Raw genomic sequence first — 21,855 nt, 5'->3', positions numbered from 1 at the left:
CTTTACCTATGGCACCGGGCCCGTCCGGCTGCCATGGTCGTGCTGCTTGAGCCACTGACAAGCGACTTCCCCAGGCGCCCCGGGCCGACAAGGTCCGGGGCGTCTGTCGTTCGTCCGGACCCCGTCACCGCCCGGGCGCCCCTTCATCCGAGGAGCCCCCGCCATGACCGCAGTGCACACCGGCCGTCCGCACACCGACCGGACCGGCGCCCGCACCGACGAGGCCGCGCACGTGATCACGGGCGCGCGTGAACGCATCGACGCGCTCGACGACCGGATCATCGGTCTCATCCAGGAACGGATGGCCGTCTCGGCCGTCATCCAGGAGGCCCGCCTCTCCTCCGGCGGCCGGCGTGTGAACCTGGCCCGCGAGATGGAGGTGCTCGCCCACTACCGCGACGCCCTGGGCAAGCCGGGCACGTCACTGGCGATGACCATGCTGGAGCTGTGCCGCGGCCGGATCTGAGTTCGGTCGCGCTCTCACCCGTACGGCGCGTGACCGCTTCCGTACGGCTTCGTTGGTCCCGGTGTCCGTGCCAGCCAGGGGCGGGCCGAAGAAACCACGCGTGGCTCCGCCGGGGCGTGTGGCGTTCCCCGTGGGGGCGCCATGGGACCTCGCTCCGGCGCGCGTGACCGGACGGCAGGGGACAGCAGCCCGGTCACCCGAAAAGGCGGTCGGCTCCGGGGACGCCCGGAGCCGACCGCATCCGGTCCCGACGGTCGCGTCGCCCACGGCCGTCCGCACGAGGCACCACGAGTCCGGTCCCCCGCACCCGTACACCTCCGCCCCGGACCGCCGAAGGTCCGCCCCCCGTCCAGGCCCCTCCCACGACCACTGACCAGCGGCGTCACCCCCGGCGCCGCCTCCTTCGGCACCGACGCCGCCCTGACGCCGGTGCCGAGGCCGAGGGCCCCGCGGAAGCGATTCCGACGGGGCCCTCGGTCCGTGCGTGTCACGAGGCGTCGGCGCGCCGCCGGGCGACGGTGAAGGTCGCGGCGCCCGCCGCGATGAGCGCCGCGGCGCCGGCGGCCACCGGGAGGGCGAGCGCGCCGGTGCTCGCGAGGCCGCCGGCGGTGCCGGTGGTGGTGGTCGAGCCGCCCGTGGTGCCGCCCGCCGTCGTGCCGGTGGTGGTCGTGCCGCCCGTGGTTGCCGGCCCGGTGGTCGTACCGCCCGTGGCGGTGGCGCCATCGGTCGTCGTACCGCCGGTCGTCGTACCGCCCGTGGTGGTCGAGCCGCCGGTGGTGGTGGTACCGCCCGTGGTGCCGGTGTCCTCGGGGTTCAGCACCAGCCAGGCCGTGTTGTCCGCGGCATCCGGGTCGAAGGCGAGGTCCGGGTGGGCCGGGGCCTGGCCGCGCACGGTCACGGTTCCCTCGGCGCCCGGGACGACCCGGTCGATCCTCAGCGCGAAGGGCAGCGCGAAGTCCTCGTCCTCGAACACCCGGATCGGCGTGTCGCAGAAGTAGCGGGGCGCGCCGAGGGGTTCCTCGCGGTACCCGCCCGTGGCGGTGCGCGGCTCGCAGCGGGCCGGCTTCCCGGTGACGGTGGCACCCGCCGGGACGGTCACGTCCACGGTGGCGACGGGGTCGCCGGAGCGGAGGTTCGCGATCCAGGCCGGGCCGCTGTTGCGGAAGCCGACCGTCGCCTCCACCGTCCGGCCCGCCGCCGCGACGAGCGTGTCGCCGTACGCGGCGAAGCCGGCGGTGTTCGCGGCGCGGAGGTCGAACTCCTGCTGGTTGTCCAGCGGGTCGAGGTCGGCCGCGCGTGGCGTGGTCGGCGCCTTCTTCAGGGTGAGCTCCGGGCCGGCGCCCTTCGGCGCCTTGCGGACGCCGCCGCGCTCCTCGACGCGGTGCGTGAAGATCTCGCGGTAGGCGTGGCCGGTGGCCTTCAGCCCGATCGGCTCGGCCAGTGTGTAGGTGCCACCGGCCTCGAACGTGCCGGGGAAGTCGCAGACCGCCCGGGTCCGGTCCCTGGTCCCGGTGTAGTCGCAGTTGGCGTACCGCCGCGTGTAGGCGAGCCCGTGCGAGGTGGTGAGCGTGAGGCGTACGCCGTCGGCGTCGGCCGTCCCGGCGTTGGTGAAGGTGAGCGGGGCGTCCTGCACCCGGCCCGGTTCGACCTCGTGCTTCAGGGCGAGGGGGTGCATCACGAGGTCGGGACCGCCGACGGTCACCCCGGCCGTGTACGAGGTGAAGGTAGCGCCCTCGGCCCTGCCGGTGACCTCGATCTCTCCGGTGGCGCCGGGCGCGCTGCCCTCGGCGGCGGTGATCACCAGTTCGGCGACGCCGTCGCCGCCGGGCGGGATGCCGAACGCGTCGGTGCAGATGCCCGTCGTACCGGTGATCGCGCAGTGCGAGCTGCCGGTCTCGCCGAAGCGGACGTCGGCGACGCCCGCGACGCCGCTCAGGTCGAAGGTGACGGTGTACGTGCCGTCGAAGCCGCCGCTCCCCCGGCCCACGCCCGGGTTGTGGACCGTGACGCCGATCGTGGCGCTCCGCGGCTCACCGGTGGCCGGGTGGGGGCGCAGGCCGACCTCGGCCGGGCCGTCGATGGTGAAGACCGGTTCCCCGACGGCGTACGCGCCGGGCGCGGCGCTCAGGGCGGCGCCGGCGAGCAGCAGCCCGGCGGTGACGGAGGAGGAAAGGCGTCTCATCAAGGAACCCCTGCGTGCGGCGTGCGACATGGATGCTCGGGCACGGGTTCGACCGGGTGGCGCACCGGATGGTTGCGCCGCCGAAGATCACGGAACGGCCACGGGGAGGAACACCAGCGGAACCTGTGATGCAGCACACATAAGTTTTCTGTCAGGTGGCGTGCAACCATCCCCGCCGGTCGCGGGTCATGCATGCGAAACAACGGCCACATCCGTGACACCCCACACCGGGTCGGCCCCCACGACACCGTGCCGCGACGTGCGGCACGCCTGGACTTCCCTGAGGTCTTCATGAAGCTTCGCCGCGCCATGGCGGTCGCCGCCGCGACCGCCGTCATAGCCCCTGCCGCTTTCCTGGCGGCTCCGGCCGCGTACGCGACGGACGGCACCACCAGCACGACCTCCGGCACCACGGGCGGTACGGAGACCGGCACCACCGACGGCGCCACGGCGACCGACGAGGGCACCAAGACCGACGACGCGGCCACCACCGAAGACGGCACGAAGACCGAGGACGGTACGAAGACGGACGACGGCGCCGCGTCGACCGAGGACGGCACGAAGACGGACGACGGCGCCACGACGGACGAGGGCTCGAAGACCGAGGACGACACGGTCACGGGCGGCACGGAGACCGGCACCGACAAGCCGGGCACCGAGCCGGGCGCCGGCAAGCCGGGCGCCGAGACCGGCAAGGACGAGGAAGAGGCCGGCGAGGACGAGATCGGCGAGGACGAGGAGATCATCGAGGAGGAGGTCTGCGCGCAGGCCGCCGTCGACGTCTCCCTCTCCAACCTCCCGGGCACGATCGTCGCGGGCAGCGGCTGGAAGAACTTCCAGCTGAACGTGAAGAACAACAGCAAGGAAGCCCTCGACGAGGTAGTCGTGGGCGCCTGGGCCTCCTACGCCAAGGACCTGGAGGAGGACGCCGACACCGACCGCCTGGTCGAGAAGTACGCCAAGATCGAGTACAAGCTGCCCAACGGGCAGTGGGACAGCGGCGCCAACCTCTCCGGCCAGAACATCGGCTTCTTCTTCGACGTCGTCAAGCTGAAGAAGGACGAGAACCGCACCATCCAGCTGCGCATCTCGATCGACAAGTCCGCGCCCGCCGGTGCCGCCCTCGGCTTCGCCGCCACGGGCTACGACAAGAACGACGAGTGCTACGAGGACTACGCGTCCTACGAGTTCCAGGTCCTGGCCGCCGGCAGCAACGGTGGTGGCGGTGGCGAGGCCAAGCCGTCCGACCAGAAGCCGGCCGACCTGAAGCCGCAGGGCGGCTCGACCCCGATCACGGTCGAGGGTGAGCTCGCCGAGACCGGTTCCTCCTCGATGCTGCCGGCCATCGGTATCGCCGGTGGCATCACCGTCGTCGCCGGTGCCGGTGTCGTCTTCGCACTGCGCCGTCGCAACGGTGGCGCCGCCGCGTAACGGGCGCACCACGGAGCAAGAGAGGCGCTGCACTCGGAGGGGGGTGCAGCGCCTCTCTCATGTCCGCTTCCGGCCGCCCTACCGCTTCGGCGGGACCGCCGGCATGCCGAGGAACGGGAGTCTGAGGGCGCCGAACGCGTCCGCCGGGACCACCGGGGACGCGGGGGCGACCGGGGCGAGGCGTGCATAGGGCACGTCCTGCGCCGGGCGCGGGTCCTCCTCGCCCTTGTTGGGCCAGAAGGACATGGCGCGCTCCGCCTGGGCGGTGATGGTGAGCGACGGGTTGACGCCGAGGTTCGCGGAGACCGCGGCGCCGTCGACGACCGAGATGCCCGGGTGGCCGTGGAGGCGGTGGTACGGGTCGATGACGCCGTCGTCCGCCGTCGCGCCGATCACGCAGCCGCCCAGGAAGTGGGCGGTGAGGGGGGTGCCCATCAGTTCGCCGACGTTGGAGCCGGCGAAGCCGTTGATCTCCTCCGCGAGGAGGGACGCCGCGCGCGTGCCCTCGGCGATCTGCTTGGGGTTGGGGGAGCCGTGTCCCTGACGGGCGGTGAGGAGTCCCTTGCCGACGCCGTCGCGCTTGCGGTAGGTGGTCAGGGAGTTGTCCAGGGACTGCATGACGAGTCCGATGATGGTCCGCTCCGACCAGCGGCGGTTGGACAGTGACCGCATCGCCAGCAGCGGGTGGCGGGCCACGTTGCCGAGCCAGGCCCGCACCCGGCGTTCGGCGTAGGGGACCTGGAGGATGGAGAGGGACCCCATGGCGTTGGAGCCCTTGCCGTAGCGGACCGGCTCGATGTGGGTGTTGGCGTCGGGGTGGATGGACGAGGTGATGGCGACGCCCCGGGTGAAGTCCACGCGTCCGTGGCCGTGCCGCTTGCGGTAGCGGCGGTCGGTGGTCTGGGAGCCCACCAGGGCCTCGGAGTTGGTGCGGGTCAGTTCGCCGAGGCGGTCGGAGACGCGGGGCAGCTTCCCCTCGTCCTTCATGCGGTGCAGCAGCGTCTGGGTGCCGTAGGTGCCGGCCGCGACGACGACGTACCGGCAGCGCAGGGCCCGCGGGGCGGCCCTGCGGCGGCGGTGGGTGGGTACGGTCGAGACGACGTAGCCCTCGCCCGCCGGGGCCTCGGTGACGGCGGTGACCGTGGTCATCGGGTGGATGACGGCCCCGGCCTTCTCGGCGAGGTACAGGTAGTTCTCGGTGAGGTTGTTCTTCGCGCCGTGCCGGCAGCCCGTCATGCACTCCCCGCACTCGGTGCACGCGCGGCGGGCCGGGCCCGCGCCTCCGAAGTACGGGTCGTCGACCTGCTGGCCCGGCTTCGCCTTCGCCGAGCCGCCGGCGTCCCGGCCGTCCCCGAAGAAGACGCCGACGGGCGCGAGGTGGAAGGTGTCGCCGACGCCCATCGCCTGCGCCGCAGCCTTGAGGTGCACGTCGGAGGGGGTCATCGTCGGGTTGAGCCGTACGCCCAGCATGCGCTTGGCCTGGTCGTAGTACGGGGCCAGCTCCTCCTGCCAGTCGGTTATCGACGCCCACTGCCTGTCCCGGAAGAACGGCTCCGGCGGCACGTACAGGATGTTGGCGTAGTTGAGGGAACCGCCGCCCACCCCGGCGCCCGCCAGCACCATGACGTTGCCGAGGAGGTGGATGCGCTGGAGGCCGAAGAGACCCAGGGCCGGAGCCCAGAGGTAGTTCTTCACGTCCCAGGAGCTCTTGGGCAGCGTGCTGGGGGTGAAGCGGCGGCCCGCTTCCAGCACGCCGACCCGGTAGCCCTTCTCCGTCAGGCGGAGGGCCGAGACCGAGCCGCCGAAGCCGGAACCGACGACAATGACGTCATAGTCGTACCCATCGGGCGAATCGCCCTGATGACGGGCAGCGGGGACCTGGGGCATGGGCTCTCCTCGTACCAAAGCTCGTACCGGATCTCGTACCGAAGGGGTCTAGCGGAAGCGGAACGCCTTCATCAGACGCAGGCTGCGGCTCATGAACGCCGCGTACTGCTCGTCGTCCATGCCGAACACCGGCGCGAGCGGGATGACGCGCTGCTGCGCCACCGTCTGGGCCTCGGTGTACTTGAGGATGCCCTCGGAGCCGTGCCTGCGGCCGAGCCCGGAGTCCTTCATGCCGCCCATGGGCGACTGGACGCTGCCGTACGCCGGCGCGTAGCCCTCGTTGATGTTGACGGTGCCGGTGCGGAGCTTCGCGGCGACGGCGTGGCCGCGGCGGCCGTCCGTGGTCCAGACGCTGGCGTTGAGGCCGTACGCGGTGGCGTTGGCGCGCTCGACGACCTCGTCCTCGTCGGAGAAGCGGTAGATCGAGACGACGGGACCGAAGGTCTCCTCGGCGCACACGGCCATCGGCTCCTGGACGTTCTCCAGGATGGTCGGCTCGTAGAAGAGGGGGCCGATGTCGGGGCGGGCGACGCCGCCCGCGACGACCGTGGCGCCCTTGGCGACGGCCTCCTCGACGTGCCGGGTGACGGTCTCCAACTGCCGCTCGCCCACCAGGCACCCCATGTCGGCGCCGTACGCCAGGGAGCCGCCGAGCCGCATGGCCTTCGTGCGGGCGGCGAAGCGCTCCGTGAACGCGTCGGCGATCGACTCGTGGACGTACAGGCGCTCGATGGAGATGCAGAGCTGGCCGGCCGAGGAGAAGCAGGCGCGCACGGCGCCCGCGGCGGCCTTCTCGACGTCCGCGTCGCGCAGCACCAGCATGGCGTTCTTGCCACCCAGTTCGAGGGAGACGCCGACGAGGCGGGCGGCCGCCCCCCGGGCGACCTCGCGGCCGGTGCGGGTGGAGCCGGTGAACGACACGTAGTCGGCGTGCCTGACGACCTCGGGACCGACCACCGGGCCTTCGCCCAGGACGACCTGGAACACCTCGGCGGGCAGACCCGCCTCGACGAGGAGGTCCCGGGCCCACAGGGCGGTGAGCGCGGTCTCGGTGTCGGGCTTCATCACGACCGCGTTGCCGGAGACGAAGGCGGGCAGCGCGTCGCCCACGGACAGTTCCAGGGGATAGTTCCACGGCGCGATCTGGCCGACCACGCCGCGCGGCTGGCGCAGCTCGGTGACCTTGGTGAGGCCCGGTACGACTCCGGTGTGGCGCTTCGGCCTCAGGTACGCGGCGGCGCGGCGGCCGTAGTGGCGGGCGGCGACGGCGACGGCCTGGACCTCTTCGTGAGCGTGCAGCCTGGCCTTGCCCGTCTCCAGCTGGATGAGGTCGAGTACCTCGGCCTGCCGCTCCAGGACCAGGTCGTGGAAGCGGAGGAGGACGGCGGCACGCGCGCGTACGGGAGTGGCGGCCCAGACGGGCTGCGCGGCGCGGGCCCGGGCGAACGCCTCGGCGACGTCCTCGGGCGTGGACTCGGGCAGCTCGGCCAGCCGTTCCCCGGTGAACGGGGTGTGGTTGGCGGTCCGGCCGGACCCGACGACGCAACGGGTGAGCTGGGCGACGACTTCGGGCGTGACCACGTCGGCGGCGGTACGGGCGCCGGCCGGGGCGGGGGCGGTCGGGTTCGTGCCGAGAGGCGCGGCGGGGGCGGCCTGCGCGTCCGTCGCCTGCGTGTCCGTCGTGTCCGTCATGGGGGCGAGGGTATGCCGGATGGGGCCCGGGCGGTACCCGCCGGTAACACCTTTTCCGGAGCCGCTCCCACCGTGCCAGTGTTCGCTGGCAAATAAGCCCTGATCAGGGGCTCGTCAGGAGTGCCGCACCCGGAAGGAATCGAGAACGGTGTCGAAGTGCCGCTTCAGCTCGTCGAACCGGGCCACCGGTGCCGAGACCCACACGTCGTACATCCGCCCGCTCTCGTCCCAGCAGATGTCGTACGTGCGCCGGGCCCCCTCGGGGGCCGGGAAACCGTTCCAGGTGAACTCCCGGAGCGCGGCCGCCAGTCCGTTGTGCGTCGTCGGCGTGACCCGGGCGGCACGGTAACCGGGATACGTGCCGGGGCCGTTCGCGTGGGCGCGGCGCATGTACCCGAGGGGGCCGCCGGGGGCCGGCGCCTGGACCCGGACGCCGATCCGCATGGACCTGTCGGACGACATGTAGAGGACGCGCCGGTCGTCGGTGGACCGGACGTACCCGACGGGAACGGTGAGCGAGAAGCCCCGCGGGTCGGAAGCGGAGCGGTATCCGCTGGGCACGCGGGCGTGGGCGGTCCCGGTGGCCGGCGGTGCCGTCGGAGCCGATGACGTCGAGGGGGACATGGCGCCGGGGGACGCGCCGGGGGTCCGGCCGGCGGTTTCGCCGGGGGTGGCTCCCGGGCCGGCGCCGGTGCCCGCCGCAGCGCCCGGCGTGTTCGGTACGCCGGACCCGCCCGGCGGCGGCGAGGCGGTGGCCGTCCGGTGGTCGTCGCCCCCGCCGCGGCCCCCGCCGTCGTCGCGCAGGAGCAGGACGCCGGCCGCGCCCGCCGCGGCGAGGGCCACCAGGAGCGCGGCGGCCACCACCGGCGTACGGAACCAGGGCCGGGGCGGGCGGCCGGCGTGCGGGGGCACGGCGTCCTGGTACGGGAAGGCGGCGCCGGCGCCGGGCCGGTCGCGGAGGCGGGCACGGGCGCGGGCGCCGACGCCGCCCGCACGGACCGGACGGGCGTCGGAGGGCGCGGGGCGGGAGCCGTCGGCGGGGGACGGGCCGGCACCGGCGCCCGGTGGGACGGCGTCGGCGTAAGGGCCCGCGTACGGGCCGGAGTAGGGACCGGAGCGGGGACCGGCGTAGGGGCTGTCCGCGCCGGTCGCCGTGCCCGTGTACGGCACCGGGGTGTCGCCGTCTCCCCCGGACCCGCGCCGCCCGTGCCGGCGTCCCCCGTGGCCGCCCTGCTCGCCGGCCCGCCGCCCGGGGGCCCCCGGCTGGTACTGCCGTGGCCCGGTGGCCTCGGCGTACGCCCGCAGCAGCCGTTCCGCCTCCGCCGCGCCCATCCGCCGCGCCGGGTCCCGCCGCAGCAGGCCGCGTACGACGGGCAGCAGGGGCCCCGCGGCGGCGGGCGGCCTGAAGTCCTCCTCCACGACCGCGTGCAGCACGCCGCCCAGGGAGTCGCGGTGGAACGGCGACTGGCCGGTCAGCGTCGCGCAGAGCAGCGCCCCCAGCGACCACAGGTCCGTCTCGGGACCGGCCTGCGAGCCCTGCATCCGCTCGGGCGCGGTGTACTCGGGCGAGCCGACGAACATCCCCGCCTCGGTGATCGTCGTGGACCCGGCCAGCTGGGCGATCCCGAAGTCGGTGAGCACGACCCGCCCGGTGCCCTCCTCGATCAGGACGTTGGCCGGCTTGAGGTCCCGGTGCAGCACCCCCAGCGCGTGGGCCGCGCGCAGGGCGCTCAGCAGCGCGAGGCCCACGCGGGCCGCCTCGCGCGCGTCGAGCGGGCCGTGGGCCGCGATCCGCTCGGCCAGCGTGCCGCCCTCGATCAGCTCCATCACGATGTACGGGACGTCGTCCTCCTCGACGACGTCGTGGACGCACACGATGTGCGGATGGTGCACGCGCGCGATGGCACGCGCTTCGCGGAGGGTGGGATGGACGGCGGTCCCCACGTCCACGTGGAGTTCCTTGACGGCCACCCGGCGGCCGAGCAGCTCGTCGTACGCCCGCCAGACCGTACCCATGCCTCCGCGCCCGAGCCGGGCCTCCAGCCGGTAGCGTCCGACGATCCGCCGCTGCTGCCCCGATCCGGACACGGCACATCCCCTCTGCTCGCGCCGAGGACTCAGCCCCCGGCGGGACGCCAGCCGCGCAGCACGATGTCGAACTGCTCCCGGGTCACCGGCCAGTCGGCCGCGGGAGCGGACATGAACAGCGCGTACTCGGTTCCGTCGTCCGCGTAGTACACCTGGTCGATCGCGTGCCGCTCGCCCGCGTTGGCGTTCTTCTCGACCCAGGTGAACTCCCACAGACAGGATTCCAGTTGATCACGGAACGTGTTCGTGCGCAGCTCCTTCCGCTCATACCGGGGAAGCCGCTTCTTCAGCCCTTTCTCGATATCGAGCATGTGCAGGCAGGGATTTTCGAAGTCCGGTGAGGTGTCGGCGCTGATACGGATGAGGTGACGGCCGTTGTCGGGCGTGTAGTCGATCTGACCGCCTTCCGTCCGGCGCTTCCAGCCCTGCGGTACGAGAAGGCTGAAACCCGACGGGTCCTCGACCCGCTCCCAGCCGTCCGGAACGGTGTTCACCGGCCCGTTCCGGTCGGTCGAGTCGTTGCGGGCCGTGTCGTCGTTCCCGTACCGCATCACGGCGAAACCCGCGGCGCTGCCCACCGCGGCGGCGAGGACGGTCACGAGGACGGCCGTACGCCACGGCCTGCGGCGCCGCTCCGGGTCGCCGTCCGCCCGGCTGTCCGCCCGGCTGTCCGTCCGGCTGTCCGTCCGGCCGTCCGTCCGGCCGTCCGTCCGGCCGTCCTGGGCGTTTCCGCCCGTGCGGTTCCGGTCGCCGCTCGCGCGGTCCGTGGCCGGACGGTCCGGGCCCGGACGGTCGGTGGCCGGGCGGTCCGGGGACGGGTGACCGGTGGTGGCGTGCCGCGTGGTCGGGCGTTCCCCGGCCGGGTGGTCCGGGGTGGGGTGGCTCGGCGTCCCGACGGCCGTCCGGCGCGTGGTGTCCCCGTCCGCGGCCGCGCGGCCGGTACGCTCGGCCGGCCGCCCGGACGGCAGCGTCGCGGTCGCCCCCGGCAGGTCGTCCCGGCTCATCGTCCGCGTCGGGACGTACGCCTGCGCGGCGGCCGGGGTACGGCCCTCCATCGCCTCCAGCAGCATGCGTTCCGCCTCCGCGGCGCCGGGCCGGTCCGCCGGGTCCTTGCGCAGCAGGGCGATGATGACGGGCGCGAGCGCGCCGGCGTACCGGGCGGGCGGCGGTTCCTCGGTCACCACGGCCTGCATGACGCTCAGCGGTGACGTGTGGTGGAAGGGCGAGGTGCCCTCGACCGCCCTGTACAGCGTGACGCCCAGCGACCAGAGGTCGGAGGCGGGGCCCGGATCGCCGCCGCGTACCCGCTCGGGTGCCAGGTACTCGATGGACCCGACGAGTTCCCCGGTACGGGTGATGGTCGAGTCGCCCTCGATGGCCGCGATGCCGAAGTCCGTGAGCAGGACACGGCCGTCGCGGGCGAGCAGGACGTTGCCCGGCTTGACGTCCCGGTGCAGCACCCCGGCGGCGTGCGCGGCGCGCAACGCGCCCAGGACGTGCAGCCCGATGCGGGCCGCCTCCCGCGCCTCGATACGGCGATTTTCGGCCGCCTTGGCCGCGTCGGCGAGCGAGCACCCGTCGACATACTGCATCACGATCCAGGGGCGGTCGTCGTGTTCCAGCACGTCGTGGACGGTGACGACGCCGGGGTGCGTGATGCGGGCGGCGGCCCGCGCCTCCTTCTGCGTACGCGCGTGGAGTACGGCCCGGTCGGCCTCGGAGACGTACTTACCGGCCGTCAGCTCCTTGACGGCGACGGTGCGGTGCAGCAGCTCGTCGTGGGCGCGCCAGACCTTGCCCATGCCACCGCGGCCGATGGTCTCGCTCAGCCGGTAGCGCCCGGCGAGCACGAGTCCCGCGCCCATGCCTTGAGAGTGTTCCACTGTCCCCCGCCCGTTCCTTCGGGGTCCAGGTTACGGAGGGTGGCGCCATGGCCGAAACCTCGGGGTTGTCAAGGAGACCGCTCTGTGATGAGTACCCGGGGTTACGGACACATTTGAGGGATGTGCGCAGCAGTTGACGAACATCGAGGAGCACTCGCGGGGGCCGTCAAAGGCCCTTTCCTCAGCGGGTCGAGCGATAGGCGGAGACGGCCTGCTGGTAGATCTCGGACACCTTGTCACGCTGTGTTTCCGGACCGATGACCTGAACGACGTGGTAGCGGTCGCCCACGACCAGGGCGAGGTTGCGGACGTACACCTCACGGCCGTTGGCGTCCGACCAGGTGAACTGCCCCTCCGCCATGACCTGCCGGCCCACGTCTATCCGGCGCAGCCCGGCGGCCGTCGCCCAGCTGCTGTCCCGCCAGGGCTGGAGCTCGCGCTCCTTGGTGCGCTGGTACTCCAGCGGGTCGCTGCCCGCCGCCTGGACGGTGTCCCGGCCGGGGACGACGATCAGGGTGAAGTCCCCGCCGGTGTAGCGGACCTGTCCCACGTCGTTGATGGGGCTGCGCCGCCAGCTCTTGTCGACGCCGACGCGGAAGCCCTCGGGGTCGTCGCGCACCGTGTACCCGGCCGCCATGGCGGGCGCGTCGGGTGCGTCGGGCGCTCCGGGGGTGACGGTGTTCGTCGAAGGCGCGGGACCGCTGGGCGCCGGCTGCTCCGCCGGGGTGCCGGAGGGCTGTTGCTGCGACGGCTGTTGAGGTTCCCGGGGCTGCTGCGACGGCTGCGGGGCCTGTCCCTGGGGCCGCGTGTCCGCCTTGGGCATGAACATCACGGCGTACGCGACGGCGGCGGCGAGCACGAGCAGTATCACGACCAGCAGGACGCGCCCGAGGGCGCGGGCCTCGCGGGGCGCGCGGGTCTCGCGGGCCTCGCGGGGCGCGCGGGCCTCGCGGGTCTCGCGGGGCGCGCGGGTCTCGCGGCCGGCGTCGGCGGTGGCCGTCACGGGCCGGGTGCCCCGGCTGTTGCGGTGGCGCCCGTGGGCCGCACCGGAGGCGCGGAAGCGGCGCCGCCGCACCAGTTCGCCCCGGCGGCGCACGATCGGCAGTCGGGTGGCGTCGACGGACGGCATCGGTACCACCCCGGCGCCGGCGCCGGGCTCCGGTGCCGACCGGATGAGTGAGCGCAGCCAGCCGCGCAGTTCCTCGAAGTCGGGGCGCTCGGTCGGGTCCTGGCGCAGCAGCGACTCGACGACCGGGCGCAGCGGGCCGCACTCCTCGGCGAACGCGGGCGGCTCGGAACACACCAGCTGGACCAGTTCGCCGGCGCTCTCCTCGGGGTACGGGGCGTGGCCCTGGACCGCGCGGTAGAGGAGCGCGCCGAGCGCCCACAGGTCGGTGGAGGGGCCGATGGGCGGCGCCAGCTGCCAGGTGTCGTGGACCGGCCCGGCCTGTTCGGGCGCCCACCGCTCGGTCACGGCCCCGACGACGGCGATCCGGGCCTGGCGGGCGCGCTCGGCGGCGAGGGGCGTGGTCGGACCGCGGTAGGCGGGCGCGGCGGCCCGGCCGCCCTCGGCGGCGGCCTCCCACCGGCCGGGCGGCTCGGCGGCCGGGCCGGCGTGCGGCTCGGCGCCCTCCGCGCCGGGCGTGCGGGCCTCGCGCCGGGCGTCGGCGCGCAGCGCGTCCCTGCCGCCGTACGGGGAGACGCCCCCGCCCGCCGGGAGGGAGCCGCCCCCGGAGGCCGGGCCGTCGCTCCAGGTGCCGGCCAGCAGGGCGCGGCGCGGGGTGCCGTCGCCGGCCCCGCCGGTGTCGTCGTCCTCGTCGTCGTCGAGGTCGGCGGTGTGCGACCACCACTGCGGTTCGTAGTCCGCCGGGGTGCCGCCCGCGGGGGCGGCGGGGCCCTTCGGCGGGGGCGGCAGGGAGAGGGCGGCGCCCGCCTCCTCCGCGCGTGCGGCGGCGCGCGCTCCGGCCCGGTACGCGGCGATGGCGCCCGCCCGCGAGGCCCGGCCGTCCGGCGCGGACGGGTCCGGCGGCCCGGCCGGCCCCGGCAGTGCGGGCGGCTCGTGGTGTACCGGCCCGGGCGGGGACGGTGCGGCCGGCTCGTACCCGGGGGCGAGCGCGGGCAGGGACACCGGGGCGGGGCCGGAGGGGACCGGAGCGAGCGGCGGTTCGTCGTCGGCGTCCGGGTCCGGGACCGGGGCGTAGCCGCACAGCGCCTCTTCCGCGGCGCCCGCCGCGAGCCCCGTCAGCACGACCCGCCCGTCGTCGCAGACCAGTACCGTACGTGCGGTGATGTTCCGGTGGACCCAGCCGTGCGCGTGCAGCGCGCGCAGCGCGGTGAGCACGTCCGAGCCGATCTCGGCCGCCCGGTAGGGGCTCAGCGGCTCCTCCGCGAGCAGGGCCGCCAGGGGCCTGGCCGCGACCAGTTCACTCACTATCCACAACGACCCGGCCTCGGCGAAGACGTCGAACACCTGGTCGAGCCTGGGGTGGTCCGGGATCTGGGCGGCGGCCTGCGCGGCCTCGATGGCCCGCCGTACCGCCGGGTCGCCGGAGCGCCGGACCGCCCGGCCCGGGGCCGGCATGCGCGGCGGCACCCGCCCTCCGGCCGGCACGGCGTACCCGCCAGGACGCTCCGGTTCCACCACCTCGGCGTCGACGACCTCCGGCAACGGCACCTGCCGGAGCAGCACTTCCTGCCCGCTGTAGGTGTCGAAGGCGCGCGTCTCGACGAGTTCGTACTCGTCGGACGGCGGCAACGGCAGGCGGTAGCGGTCCGCCAGCACCCTCCCCGCGTAATCGTCCACGACGCCGCCTCCCCACGAGCGCGCTGTCCCCCGGCTTCACAGACCGTACGAAACCGTCAATGTCGGTCGTCCGGCGCGCAGTTATCCGCTCGTTCCGGCTGCGTACGGCTCACGAGCTCTCACGATACGTGGCCCCGGTCAGTCCTTGGGGCTGAATGTCGCGAACGCCGTGTCACGCAGCGTCCGGCACTCCGGGCCGTCCCACTCGGCGGCCTTGCAGGTGATCATGATCGCGTAGCCGTGCCCGGCGTCGACCTTGAAGCCCCGGTTGAGCACCCGTACCCGCTCCCCGTTCTGCTCACGCTCGAACTGCCAGTCGGCGACCGTCGGATAACCCTTGTAGTCCACCTTGTCGATCCCATGGTGCCGGTAGCCACTGACACTGGCCCTCAGACCGCCCAGCGCGGCCGTCCACGCGGCGACGGCATCGTCCTTCGGGCTGTCGGTGAAGTCCACCTGCACGCGGGGGAATCCCCCACTGCGGCTGTATATCGCGCCCGAGCCCTGTCCCGCCACGCCGCTCATCCGGAAGGTGGACGGCATGGCCATGGTGAAGTGGAACCGGTCGTCGGTGACCACGGTGTACCCGGCCGGCGGCTGCGCCCCTCCGGCACCCTTCGAGGGCCCGCCGGACGGCGTCGTGCCGCCCCCGGTGCCCGCGCCACCGGTGGTGGGCTGCCGGCCGCCCTGGTCCTGCCCCTTGCCCTGCTCCTCGCCCTGTTCGCCGTCGGGGCGGCCGTTGTTGCCGCCGGTGGCGCCCTGCGCGGCCGCGGTACCGGCCGAGGCCGTCCGGTCGGTCGCCGGCGTGCCCTGGCCCTTGGCACCCGGCTCGTCGTCACCGCTCAGCACGACGGCGAGCACGGTGGCGAGCACCGCGAGCACGACGACGGCCGCGATGATCACGAGCGTACGACGCGGCACCACGTCCGTGAGCGGTGCCCGCGCGGGGGCCACCGGCGCGGAACGCTCGGCGGTCTGCGGGCCGGACGCCGGCTCGGCCTTGGCGAACGCCGCCGCGTTGCGCACCGCGCGCAGCGCGCCGCGCATCCGCTCCGCCGCGACGTCGTCCGCCTCCTTGGGCCTGGCGGTCGCCTCCTCGCCGGGCAGCGGCAGCAGCGGCACGATGCGCGTGGTCTCCGGCGACGGCTCGGCCGCCGGCGCCTCGGGCGCGTGGATCACGTCGTTCAGCAGCACCCTGGCGCCCGCGTCGTCGAGGCGCTTGGCCGGGTCCTTGTGGAGCAGGCCGTAGATGACCTCCTCCAGCGGGCCGGCGTTCTTCGGCGGGTCGAGCTGCTCGGTCATCACGGCGGTGAGCGTCGCGATGGCGGAGCCCTTGTCGTACGGCGGGCAGCCCTCCACGCACGCGTACAGCAGGCCGCCGAGCGACCACATGTCCGCCGCCGGGCCGGGCTTGTGGCCCCGGGCCCGCTCGGGCGAGATGTAAGAGGGCGCGCCGACGAGCATGCCCGTCGACGTGATGGACGGGTCGCCCTCGACCTGGGCGATGCCGAAGTCGGTGAGCACGACCCGGCCGTCGTCCGCGATGAGGACGTTGGACGGCTTCACGTCCCGGTGCAGGATGCCCTCGCGGTGCGCGGAGCGCAGGACGTCGAGGATGGCGAGGCCGACCTCGGCCGCGCGCCTGGGCGTGAGGACGCCGTCCTCCCGGATGGCGTCGGCGAGCGACTTGCCCTCGATCAGCTCCATGACGATCCAGGGGCGGTCGTCCTCGTCGACGACGTCGTAGACGGTCACGGCGCCGTTGTTGCGGATCCGGGCGATGGCCTTGGCCTCGCGGAGGGTACGCGTGATGAGGCGGCGCTTCTCGTCCTCGTCGATGCTGCTGGGGAAGCGCAGTTCCTTGACGGCGACGGTGCGTCCGAGCGTCTCGTCCACGGCCCGCCAGACGGTGCCCATGCCGCCGCGGCCCAGGACGCCGCCGAGCCGGTACCGTCCCGCGAGCAGCCGCCCCTCGGTGGCCGACCGCGCCGCCGACGGCGCGTCGGCCCGGCCGGCGCCACGCCCACCGGCCGGCGCCGCCTTGCCGCCCTTCGGCTCCCTGGGACCCCTGGGCTCCGCGCCGGCGGCCCCGGCCGCCGACGGCTCCGCGGGCTTCTTCGGCCGCGGCTCCTGGGGCTGTTCGGCCGTCCTGGAGTCACGGGCGGTCTCCGGCGCCTTCGCCTTCTCCGGGGCTTCCGGCCCCTTGGGGCCACGCGGCTCTCCGGCGTCGTCGGCCGCGCCGGTGCGCGCCGCCGGGACCGAACGGCCGGCGCCCGCCGACGACGGCACCCCACCCGACGCCTCGTCACCGGCGTTCACCCCGGACCGCCCGTCCGCGCCCCGATCCGCACCGTGGTCCGCGCCGAGGTTCGCCCCCCGGTCCGCGGTCCGCTTCCCGCCCCCGCTCGTGCTCAAGCGGTCACCACCACCGCTGGCCTCCGTCCCCCTGCCCGGACGGTCGGCGGACCCGGCGGCCTCGGCGCCCTCGTCCTGACGGTCCGGCCGGTCCGGCCGGGGTGCGGGAACGGAACCACCCGCCCCCGCCAGGGGCGTTGCGCCCGCCTCGTTGTCCGAGGGGTCGCCGGACCCGTCGGCCGCCGCCCTGGGCCGGCCCGCGCCCAGCTTCATGGTCGCGTCCTTGGCCGGCCCGGTGCCCGACGTGGCGGGTGCGTCCTCGGCCGATTCGGCGCGCCGTTCCGTGTCCGGCCCGTCCGCCCCGACGCCCGGCTTCGCCGCGTCCCGCTGAGGTTCCCGAGCCGCGTTCCGCGACTGCTCCGCTCCCGACATGCGTCCCCTCTGCGATCCCTGATCCTCGCCCGCGCCTGCCGCTTCCGCGCGATGCGGTAACCCGCCCTGGAAGAGCGTCCATTGTCTCTCACTCCGGGACCGGTGACTCTCCCGGGTCCTCCGTCCGTCAGGATGGCCCCGGAAGAAGGGACCCCACAATGCCACCGCTCCGTGCCCGGCTGGTTGTTCCGCTGGTCACCGCCCTGCTCGGGCTGGGCGCCGGCCCGTTGCCGGGGGGACCCTCCCCCGCCCCTCCCCCCGCCCCTCCCTCCCCCGTCCTGCCCCGGCTCGTCACCGAGGGCCGGGCCCCGGCCGCGGCGATGCTGTCCGCTTCGCCCGCCGCGTCGCGGTTCCAGGCGGCGGGTCCCGGTATCCGGCGCGCCGACCGGTTCCGCGCGGGCAGCGTCACGAAGACGTTCGTCGCGACGGTCGTGCTCCAACTCGCCGCCGAGGGCAGGCTCCGCCTCGACGACCCCGTCGACCGCCACCTGCCCGGCGTGGTCCCCGGCGCGGCGGGCCGGCGTGTCACGCTGCGCGCGCTGCTCACCCACACCAGCGGCCTGCCGGAGTACACCGACGCCGGCGGCGCCCCGTCCTCCCCGGCACATGTGTCGTCCCCCGCGCGCCCGTCTGCCCCGGCGCGCACCACCGCGCGGGAGGCGGTCCGCCGCGCTCTGGCCCGCCCGCCGGGTCCCCTCGGCCGCTACGCGTACGCGAACACCAACTACGTCCTGCTCGGCCTGGTCATCGAGCGGGTGACCGACCGCTCCTACGCGGCCGAGGCGCGTCGGCGCATCATCAGACCCCTTCACCTGCGCGGCACTTCGTTCCCAGGGGCCCGCACCACGCTGCCCTCGCCGCACGGCCGGGCGTACGACGCGATCGGCCGGGACGTCACCGCGCTCGATCCGCGAGGCGCCGACGCCGCGGGCGAACTGATCAGCACCCTCGACGATCTGAACCGCTTCTACACCGGCCTCCTCTCCGGGCGTCTCCTCCCCGCGCCCCAGCTCCGGGAGCTGCTCGACACCCGCACCGCGAACGGTGTCTACGGCATAGGCATCTACCCGGCCCGGCTCTCCTGCGGTACCACGGTGTGGGGCCACAACGGCCGCATCACCGGCAGTTACGTCCGCTCCGCCACGACCGGCGACGGCCGGCGCACCCTCACTTTCCGCGTCAATACGGATGGCACCGCCGGCCGGTCCCTGCGCGTTCTCGAACCGGCGATGCTGGAGGCCGAGTTCTGCGGCGCCGCCGATTCCCGCGAGGACCCGTCCGGTGGCACCCGCGCCGGCCAGGAGCGCCGTGGGCCCTCCGCCCCGGTCACGTAGTCCCCTGGCACCCCGCCGGTGCCGCCGGCCCCCGCCCGCAGGAGGGGGCCCATCGCGGTTCGCGCGCGCCTACAGCGGCACGATGTCCGGCGCGCCCAGCCGCGCCGCGTCCGCCGTCAGGTCGTCCGGCTGCCGCTGCGACTCCCGCTCCGCCTCGACCCGCTTCTCGTAGTGCTCCACCTCCCGCTCGACCTGCCCCTCGTCCCAGCCGAGCACCGGCGCCATGAGCTCCGCGCACTCCCGGGCGCTGCGCGTCCCCCGGTCGAAGGTCTCGATGGAGATCCGGGTCCGCCGGGTGAGCACGTCGTCCAGGTGCCGGGCCCCCTCGTGCGACGCGGCGTAGACGACCTCCGCCCGCAGGTAGTCCTCGGCGCCGCCCAGCGGTTCGCCCAGCTTCGGGTCGGCGGCGATCAGCTCCAGCACCTCCTCCACCATGGAGCCGTACCGGTTCAGCAGGTGCTCCACGCGCGCCACGTGGAGTCCCGTCCGGGCGGCCGTCCTCGCGCGCGCGTTCCACAGTGCCCGGTATCCCTCGGCGCCCAGCAGCGGGACGTCCTCGGTGACGCAGGCCGCCACCCGCATGTCGAGGCCGTGCACCGCCTCGTCCACCGCGTCCTTGGCCATCACCCGGTACGTCGTGTACTTGCCGCCCGCCACGACGACGAGGCCCGGCACCGGGTGAGCCACCGTGTGCTCGCGCGACAACTTGCTCGTCGCGTCGGACTCACCGGCCAGCAGGGGCCTCAGCCCGGCGTAGACGCCCTGCACGTCGTCCCGGGTGAGCGGGACCGCGAGCACGCTGTTCACATGTCGCAGGAGGTAGTCGATGTCGGCGCTGGACGCCGCCGGGTGGGCCTTGTCCAGGTCCCAGTCGGTGTCGGTGGTGCCCACGATCCAGTGGCGGCCCCACGGGATGACGAACAGGACCGACTTCTCGGTGCGCAGGATGAGGCCGGTGGTCGAGTGGATCCGGTCCTTGGGCACGACCAGGTGGATGCCCTTGGACGCCCGGACGTGGAACTGCCCCCTCTCCCCGATCAGCGCCTGGGTGTCGTCCGTCCACACTCCGGTGGCGTTGACGATCTGCTTGGCGCGGACCTCGTACTCACCGCCGGCATCCACGTCCTGAACCCGGGCGCCGACCACCCGCTCGCCCTCCCGCAGGAAGCCGATCACGCGGGCCCGGCTGGCGACGTGCGCGCCGTAGCTCGCGGCGGTGCGGACCAGGGTGGCCACGAAACGCGCGTCGTCCATCTGCGCGTCGTAGTACTGCAGCGCCCCGACCAGCGCGTCCTTCTTCAGCGCGGGCGCCACTCGCAGCGCCCGGCGCCGTGACAGGTGCCGGTGCACGGGGAGGCCGCGCCCGTGCCCGGACGAGATGGACATGGCGTCGTACAGCGCCACGCCGGAGCCGGCGTAGAACCGCTCCCAGCCCTTGTGCTGGAGCGGGTAGAGGAACGGCACCGGTTTCACCAGGTGCGGGGCGAGGCGCTCCAGCAGCAGTCCGCGCTCCTTCAGCGCTTCCCGTACGAGCGCGAAGTCCAGCATCTCGAGATAGCGCAGCCCGCCGTGGATGAGCTTGCTCGACCGGCTGGAGGTGCCCGACGCCCAGTCGCGCGCCTCCACCAGCCCGGTCGCCAGTCCGCGTGTCGCCGCGTCGAGAGCCGTCCCGGCGCCGACCACTCCGGCGCCCACCACCAGCACGTCCAGTTCACGATCGGCCATGGCCGCCAGCGCCTGTGCGCGCTCCGCGGGTCCCAGTGTCGCTGTCCTCACCGCTGCCTCCCGTCGCCCCCGTGTGGTCCGCGTGTGGTCCGCGTGTGGCCCCGTGTGGTCGGGCTCACAGACTCGATTCTGTCCCGGCCCCCCGACTTCAGCCACCGCCTGTGGACAACACTCGGCCGAACCACGGCCCACAATGCCGCATAACGGTCATATTTACGCCTAGTCTGACATTGCGTTGCGCTCGTTCTGTCCACAGGACTTGCGTCTCTCGTCCACACCGGCTACTGGGAAGGACGGCATCACCCCATGCCCGCAGACCTCGCCGTCATCGGCCTCGGCCACCTCGGACTGCCCCTCGCCCAAGCCGCCACAGCCGCCGGGGTCGACACCATCGGCTACGACACCGACCCGCGCCCCGTGGCGGAACTGGCGGCCGGCCGTCCCCCGGTCGACGGCTCGCTCACCGCCTCGGAGATCCGCCGGATGCTCTCGGGGGGCTTCCGGCCGACCACCAACCCCACCGAACTCGGCCGGGTCCGCACCGCCGTCATCTGCGCGCCCACCCCCCTCGGCGCCGACCGCACACCGGACCTGGCCGCCGTGACCGGGGCGGCGCGGGCGCTGGCCGCCCGGCTGCGGCCCAACACCACGGTCCTGCTCGAATCACCCGTCCACCCCGGCACCACCGAGGACGTCCTGCGCCCGCTGCTGGAAGCGGGCTCGGGGCTCACGGCCGGCCGCGACTTCCACCTCGCGTACTCCCCCGGCCGCCTCGACCCGGGCAACCGCGCCCACGGCTTCGCCCACACGCCCCGGGTCATCGGCGGCCTCACTCCCGCCTGCACGGAATCGGCCGCCGCCTTCTACGGCCGCCTCACCGACAAGGTCGTACGCGCCCGGGGCACCCGCGAGGCCGAGACCGTGAAGGTGCTGGAAACCAACTTCCGCCACGTCAACATCGCGCTGGTCAACGAGATGGCGGTGCTCTGCCACGACCTCGGCGTCGACCTGTGGGACGTCATCCGGTGCGCCGAGACCAAGCCCTTCGGCTTCCAGGCCTTCCGCCCCGGCCCCGGAGTCGGCGGCCACGGCGTCCCCGTCGACACCATCGGTCCGCACCGCCCGCTGCGCCTGGTCGAACTGGCCGGCCAGGTCAACGAACGCATGCCGCAGTACGTCATCCAGCGCTGCGCCACGCTCCTCAACGAGCACGGCAAGTCCGCGCGCGGCGCACGCGTGCTGCTGCTCGGGGTCACCTACAAGCCGGATCTGGCCGATCAGGAGGGCTCCCCCGCGGCCGAGATCGGCCGCCGCCTGATGGACATGGGCGCGGTGGTCAGCTACCACGACCCCTACGTCGCCGACTGGCGCGTCCGCGACCTGCCGGTCCCCCGGGCGGACTCCTTGTACGAGGCGGCGGCCGCGGCCGATCTGACGGTCCTGCTCCAGCACCACCGCACGTACGACCTCCAGGGGCTGGCCGTGAAGGCCCAGCTCCTGCTGGACACCCGGGGGGTCACCCCGGCGGGCGCCGCCCACCGTCTGTGACCTCCTCCGGCCGACCGCCGGGGCAGCGG

At 74.2% G+C, this 21,855-nt stretch carries 12 protein-coding genes; 4 read left to right on the top strand and 8 right to left on the bottom strand.

Going from position 1 to position 21,855, the window contains the following annotated elements; genetic code table 11:
• Positions 1 to 163 precede the first annotated feature (163 nt).
• Positions 164 to 466 carry a chorismate mutase gene (locus AC07DW_RS01190; RefSeq protein WP_478855508.1) on the top strand — a complete coding sequence of 101 codons (303 nt, stop codon included), beginning with the start codon at positions 164 to 166 and terminating at the stop codon, positions 464 to 466.
• 487 nt (positions 467 to 953) lie between these two features.
• On the opposite strand, the gene AC07DW_RS01185 is transcribed toward AC07DW_RS01190, so the two are convergent.
• Positions 954 to 2,648, bottom strand: coding sequence for a COG1361 family protein (locus AC07DW_RS01185; protein WP_478855507.1), 1,695 nt, complete (start codon positions 2,646 to 2,648; stop codon positions 954 to 956).
• A 291-nt stretch (positions 2,649 to 2,939) separates the two neighbouring features.
• Here AC07DW_RS01185 and AC07DW_RS01180 point away from each other — a divergent pair, with 291 nt between their 5' ends.
• On the top strand, positions 2,940 to 4,079 hold the full coding sequence (locus AC07DW_RS01180) for an LPXTG cell wall anchor domain-containing protein (RefSeq protein WP_478855506.1): 1,140 nt from the start codon (positions 2,940 to 2,942) through the stop codon (positions 4,077 to 4,079).
• 78 nt (positions 4,080 to 4,157) lie between these two features.
• Here AC07DW_RS01180 and AC07DW_RS01175 read toward each other — a convergent pair whose 3' ends face one another.
• From AC07DW_RS01175 to AC07DW_RS01150, 6 genes are all read right to left on the bottom strand, one after another.
• Entirely contained in the window at positions 4,158 to 5,966 is a 1,809-nt protein-coding gene (locus tag AC07DW_RS01175) for a GMC oxidoreductase (RefSeq protein WP_478855505.1), read from the bottom strand.
• 48 nt (positions 5,967 to 6,014) lie between these two features.
• Positions 6,015 to 7,658, bottom strand: a complete 1,644-nt coding sequence (locus AC07DW_RS01170; RefSeq protein ID WP_478855504.1) for a succinic semialdehyde dehydrogenase — start codon at positions 7,656 to 7,658, stop codon at positions 6,015 to 6,017.
• A 114-nt stretch (positions 7,659 to 7,772) separates the two neighbouring features.
• A complete protein-coding gene (locus AC07DW_RS01165; RefSeq protein WP_478855503.1) occupies positions 7,773 to 9,746 on the bottom strand; it encodes a serine/threonine-protein kinase in 1,974 nt (657 codons plus the stop codon).
• A gap of 29 nt (positions 9,747 to 9,775) precedes the next feature.
• Entirely contained in the window at positions 9,776 to 11,611 is a 1,836-nt protein-coding gene (locus AC07DW_RS01160; RefSeq protein WP_478855502.1) for a serine/threonine-protein kinase, read from the bottom strand.
• Positions 11,612 to 11,810: 199 nt separating this feature from the next.
• Positions 11,811 to 14,432 carry a protein kinase gene (locus tag AC07DW_RS01155; protein ID WP_478855501.1) on the bottom strand — a complete coding sequence of 874 codons (2,622 nt, stop codon included), beginning with the start codon at positions 14,430 to 14,432 and terminating at the stop codon, positions 11,811 to 11,813.
• 138 nt (positions 14,433 to 14,570) lie between these two features.
• Entirely contained in the window at positions 14,571 to 17,219 is a 2,649-nt protein-coding gene (locus tag AC07DW_RS01150) for a serine/threonine-protein kinase (RefSeq protein ID WP_478855500.1), read from the bottom strand.
• A gap of 158 nt (positions 17,220 to 17,377) precedes the next feature.
• Between AC07DW_RS01150 and AC07DW_RS01145 the strand changes: the two genes are divergently transcribed.
• Complete coding sequence (locus AC07DW_RS01145; RefSeq protein WP_478855499.1) at positions 17,378 to 18,553, top strand: serine hydrolase domain-containing protein; 1,176 nt, start codon at positions 17,378 to 17,380, stop codon at positions 18,551 to 18,553.
• Positions 18,554 to 18,622: 69 nt separating this feature from the next.
• On the opposite strand, the gene AC07DW_RS01140 is transcribed toward AC07DW_RS01145, so the two are convergent.
• Entirely contained in the window at positions 18,623 to 20,329 is a 1,707-nt protein-coding gene (locus tag AC07DW_RS01140) for a glycerol-3-phosphate dehydrogenase/oxidase (RefSeq protein ID WP_478855498.1), read from the bottom strand.
• A 255-nt stretch (positions 20,330 to 20,584) separates the two neighbouring features.
• Between AC07DW_RS01140 and AC07DW_RS01135 the strand changes: the two genes are divergently transcribed.
• The gene (locus AC07DW_RS01135) at positions 20,585 to 21,826 is read left to right on the top strand and encodes a nucleotide sugar dehydrogenase (protein ID WP_478855497.1); all 1,242 of its coding nucleotides are present in this window, start codon (positions 20,585 to 20,587) and stop codon (positions 21,824 to 21,826) included.
• Positions 21,827 to 21,855: the final 29 nt, after the last annotated feature.

This window comes from Streptomyces sp. NPDC045701, from assembly GCF_056432045.1.
This window is presented reverse-complemented; position numbering and strand designations above follow the sequence as displayed.

Bases quoted from the DNA above. Each gene is read 5' to 3' on its own strand.
- AC07DW_RS01190 (WP_478855508.1), top strand. From the start codon at position 164: ATGACCGCAGTGCACACCGGCCGTCCGCACACCGACCGGACCGGCGCC.
- AC07DW_RS01185 (WP_478855507.1), bottom strand. From the start codon at position 2,648: ATGAGACGCCTTTCCTCCTCCGTCACCGCCGGGCTGCTGCTCGCCGGC.
- AC07DW_RS01180 (WP_478855506.1), top strand. From the start codon at position 2,940: ATGAAGCTTCGCCGCGCCATGGCGGTCGCCGCCGCGACCGCCGTCATA.
- AC07DW_RS01175 (WP_478855505.1), bottom strand. From the start codon at position 5,966: ATGCCCCAGGTCCCCGCTGCCCGTCATCAGGGCGATTCGCCCGATGGG.
- AC07DW_RS01170 (WP_478855504.1), bottom strand. From the start codon at position 7,658: ATGACGGACACGACGGACACGCAGGCGACGGACGCGCAGGCCGCCCCC.
- AC07DW_RS01160 (WP_478855502.1), bottom strand. From the start codon at position 11,611: ATGGGCGCGGGACTCGTGCTCGCCGGGCGCTACCGGCTGAGCGAGACC.
- AC07DW_RS01150 (WP_478855500.1), bottom strand. From the start codon at position 17,219: ATGTCGGGAGCGGAGCAGTCGCGGAACGCGGCTCGGGAACCTCAGCGG.
- AC07DW_RS01145 (WP_478855499.1), top strand. From the start codon at position 17,378: ATGCCACCGCTCCGTGCCCGGCTGGTTGTTCCGCTGGTCACCGCCCTG.
- AC07DW_RS01135 (WP_478855497.1), top strand. From the start codon at position 20,585: ATGCCCGCAGACCTCGCCGTCATCGGCCTCGGCCACCTCGGACTGCCC.